Source organism: Methylobacterium sp. GC_Met_2, from assembly GCF_026540795.1.
Lineage (GTDB): Bacteria > Pseudomonadota > Alphaproteobacteria > Rhizobiales > Beijerinckiaceae > Methylobacterium.
In genome coordinates this window covers 1-3,337 of sequence record NZ_JALNUM010000221.1, presented here as the reverse complement: position 1 = coordinate 3,337, position 3,337 = coordinate 1, and the positions used below count along the sequence as shown (strand labels likewise).

General features: G+C 60.3%; 4 protein-coding genes. All 4 read left to right on the top strand.

Annotation, left to right across the window (positions count from 1 at the left end; all coding sequences use genetic code 11):
• Window positions 1-131 precede the first annotated feature (131 nt).
• Window positions 132-713 carry a recombinase family protein gene (locus OXS49_RS32900; protein WP_267428702.1) on the top strand — a complete coding sequence of 194 codons (582 nt, stop codon included), beginning with the start codon at window positions 132-134 and terminating at the stop codon, window positions 711-713.
• A gap of 160 nt (window positions 714-873) precedes the next feature.
• On the top strand, window positions 874-1,422 hold the full coding sequence (locus OXS49_RS32895) for an HD domain-containing protein (protein ID WP_267428701.1): 549 nt from the start codon (window positions 874-876) through the stop codon (window positions 1,420-1,422).
• Window positions 1,423-2,658: 1,236 nt separating this feature from the next.
• Window positions 2,659-2,979, top strand: a complete 321-nt coding sequence (locus OXS49_RS32890) for a hypothetical protein (RefSeq protein ID WP_267428700.1) — start codon at window positions 2,659-2,661, stop codon at window positions 2,977-2,979.
• 112 nt (window positions 2,980-3,091) lie between these two features.
• A partial coding sequence (locus OXS49_RS32885; RefSeq protein WP_267428699.1) for a response regulator occupies window positions 3,092-3,337 on the top strand: 246 nt, incomplete at its 3' end.

Genomic DNA, 3,337 nt, shown 5'->3' with positions numbered 1-3,337 from the left:
CGGCAATCCGACCGTTTTTCCGACGATCTGAATGAGCCAGGGCTGAGCCATCCCAAACGGCCCCATTTTTGTCGGAGAAACGTGTCGGCTTTTCTATTGCCGTATAAACGCGGTTTTGGTACTATCCCGACATGCTCGTTGGATACGCCCGCGTCTCCACCCTCGACCAGAACCTCGACCTGCAGCGCGACGCGCTGACCAAGGCCGGCTGCGGGAAGCTGTTCGAGGAGAAGAAGTCGGGCAAAGCTGGGACCAAGCGCCCGGAGTTCGAGGCGGCGCTCGCCTACCTGCGCCCCGAGGACGTGCTCGTGGTTTGGAAGCTCGACCGGCTGGGCCGGTCCCTCGTCGAGATGATGCGCACTATCGACGGCTTGCGCGTGAAGGACGTGCATTTCTGCTCACTCACCGAGCAGTTCGACAGCGCCACGGCTCACGGGCGCTTCGCTCTGCAGATGCACGGCGCCATGGCCGAGTATTTCCTCGATCTCAACCGAGAGCGCACGATGGAAGGCCTGAAGGCGGCGCTCGCACGAGGCCGCAAGGGCGGAAGACCGAGAAAGTTGTCTGAGGATGACATCGCGGTCGGCCGGGCTCTGCTGGCGGCCGGCACGATCAGCGTAGCCGACATCGCTAAGCGGCTGGGTGTCAACCGAGACACCTTCTACAGCTACTTCCCGAGAGCGCGAGCCAACAGCACAGCTCACAACGGCTAAGCTGAGCGTACCAGGTTGCGCAATGGCGTCTCGCATTGACCGCGTTGTCTCCGGCAGACGTGAAGCCACACGTCCACCTCGGGTGCGCCTCGCTGCTCCTCACAAACACGCCTCGCGCAACACCGTGCGACGGGATCCCGATAATCCGGAGCACGCCAGTATGCACACGCTTGTCCAGGTGCTGAACGCAGCCGATGCCGTCGCGCGTTGGCACGTCCACCAGCGCCGCAAGGGCACAGCCCAGGAACCATACATCAATCATCTGCTGGAGGTGGCCGCGCTCGTGGCCGAGGCGACAGCCGGGAGCGATGTCGAGCTCATCCTGGCCGCGCTGCTGCACGACGCGATCGAGGACCAGGAGGTACCATACAGCCTAATAGCGGTGACCTGGGGCGAGCCGGTGGCCAACCTTGTCATGGAGCTGACCGACGACAAGAGCCTGCCGAAAGATGAGCGGAAGCGGCGGCAGGTGGAAAGTGCGGTCGGAAAGTCAGACCGGGCAAAGTTGATCAAGCTGGCCGACAAGACGAGCAACCTGCGGGCGGTGGCGGCGAGTGCTGCGCCCGACTGGTCGGTGACCCGGCGGTTGGCCTATGTGGCGTGGGCACGCGACGTCGCGAAGGGGCTGCGTGGCGTGAACATCTGGCTGGAGGGGAAGTTCGATGAAGCGGCAGAGCTGGCCGAGCGCTCGATCCAGCCTTGCCGATGAGGCGAGCGAGGGGGTCGGCCATGATGAGCCAGAGGTCGCTCCTGAGCCGTTACAGGCCCACTCACGCTCGTTCACAGCCTGGGAAGCGGTCAGGATGCAAGATCGGCGTTGCATCCATCAGCCCGATCGTAAGAGGGGCAGCGTTGTGCCCTAGAACCTCGTAGGAAGCTCCCTGGCGGGCTCGAGCGGCTCCGCGGCGGTCTAGCGGTCTGAGGCTGGGATGGCCTTGGCGAGCTCCCCAGACGCTTCTGCCCCTTACGGTGGCATGCCGGAACTGAGCGAGATCCTGGCCAGGCTCGGCAGTGCGGTAGGCTCCTTCACTCAGTAAATTAAAGGCTCAGACATGCCTAGCGGCCATATTGACGTTCGCCGCACACGCCTCCAATGCTCTCTCGGAAGGCCTTTTTAATCGCAAAAAAATACCTCCGTGCCCCTTGGATGCGAGGGCACTCGTCACTGCTACCGCCGCTTCTTTTTTCGAGGAGCAACCTTCTGATTTTTGATAATCTCATCTAGAAGCATGTCTCTCGCAGCAATTTTTTGGATTTCTGCAAATAGATGCCTGTCTATTTCTTTACAGTTATCTTCGTCATCGGGATCAATTTTGAAGTAGAACCTTTTCACCGAGGCACCTTCCTGCTGAAAAGAAACTTTTCTTGAACTTGAACCCACGGATCTCGGTTAACTTTGAAGCCGTTCGAGCATGTGAAATGCTACCGATAGGCTGTTGAGCCTGCGCTGTCCTACAGACCCTCTACGGTTTGCTTGGTCAATGGAGGCCATATCCCATCTTCAATTGGGTATCGGCACGATTGAGGAGAGGTGTCCACGCGTAGGATCACCAGCTCCACCTGTCCCGCAATCAGGACCAGGAACGCCTCCTGAAGGAGTTACTGCTCCGAATTGTTCAGGAGGCCGCGCTGCTTGCGGACCATGGCTATGGCTTCCTTGGGGCAGATGTCATCTCTATGAACTTCAGCTGTGCGATCAGCTGCCTCTGACCGATCGAATATGGGTATTCTCCAGATGCTGCAATCATACTGGCTTGCCCCCTGATAGCGGCTCTTCGCCAGGTTTGGTGGATCAGGCTGCAAGGAGGAACCGTCGTCGGAGGAGGTCGAGATTGGCGCGGCCGTACATGGCGCGCTTCAAGAGCTTGAGACGCGTGATCTGCCCCTCGGCCTGGGCGGGTGCACTTCTGATGCGGGAAGGGCTCACGTCTGGGGAGGCATGGACATGCGGCTGAGAGAGATCGAGACCCGCGTCGCCAAGCTGGAGGCAACCGACAAGGCCAACCCCCTTGCTGGTCTCTCGGAGGAGGAGATCGAGCACCAGCTCGTCGCCGCCATGGACAGGATATCAGCCAACTACGACGCAACCGCAGCAGCCCTCCAGACGTCATCAGATGCGATGAACCGGAACGCCGCCAAGCGCATCAAGTGGTTCCTCGAGCGTCAGCACCAGCAGCGGGAGTACCGCGAATGGTGCGCTGGTGTGATGGCGGAGCAAGCCCGCGTTCCCGCAGCAGCGCGCTGTGCCTCGCCAGCTCCGGGCTGACTTCCGACGCGTGGGCGGCGCGCTTCGTGACCGAGCACTGAACGGCACGGATATTTGTTAACCGTTCAGTATCACTGCGGAATTATGAGACATCATAGTTCGAGGCGGTGTTATGCGTGTTCTGCTGATTGAAGACGACGCCACCGTCGCGCAGAGCATTGAGTTGATGCTCAAGTCCGAGGATTTCAACACCTTCACCACCGACTTGGGGGAAGAGGGCGTCGACCTCGGGAAGCTGTACGATTATGACATCATCCTGCTCGATCTGAACTTGCCCGACATGTCGGGCTATGAGGTCCTGCGCTCGCTGCGCTTGGCGAAAGTGAAGACGCCGGTTCTCGTCCTCTCGGGCTTGGCC

Excerpts from the sequence above, each read along its gene's own strand:
- OXS49_RS32890 (WP_267428700.1), top strand. The coding sequence starts at position 2,659 with ATGCGGCTGAGAGAGATCGAGACCCGCGTCGCCAAGCTGGAGGCAACC.
- OXS49_RS32900 (WP_267428702.1), top strand. The coding sequence starts at position 132 with ATGCTCGTTGGATACGCCCGCGTCTCCACCCTCGACCAGAACCTCGAC.
- OXS49_RS32895 (WP_267428701.1), top strand. The coding sequence starts at position 874 with ATGCACACGCTTGTCCAGGTGCTGAACGCAGCCGATGCCGTCGCGCGT.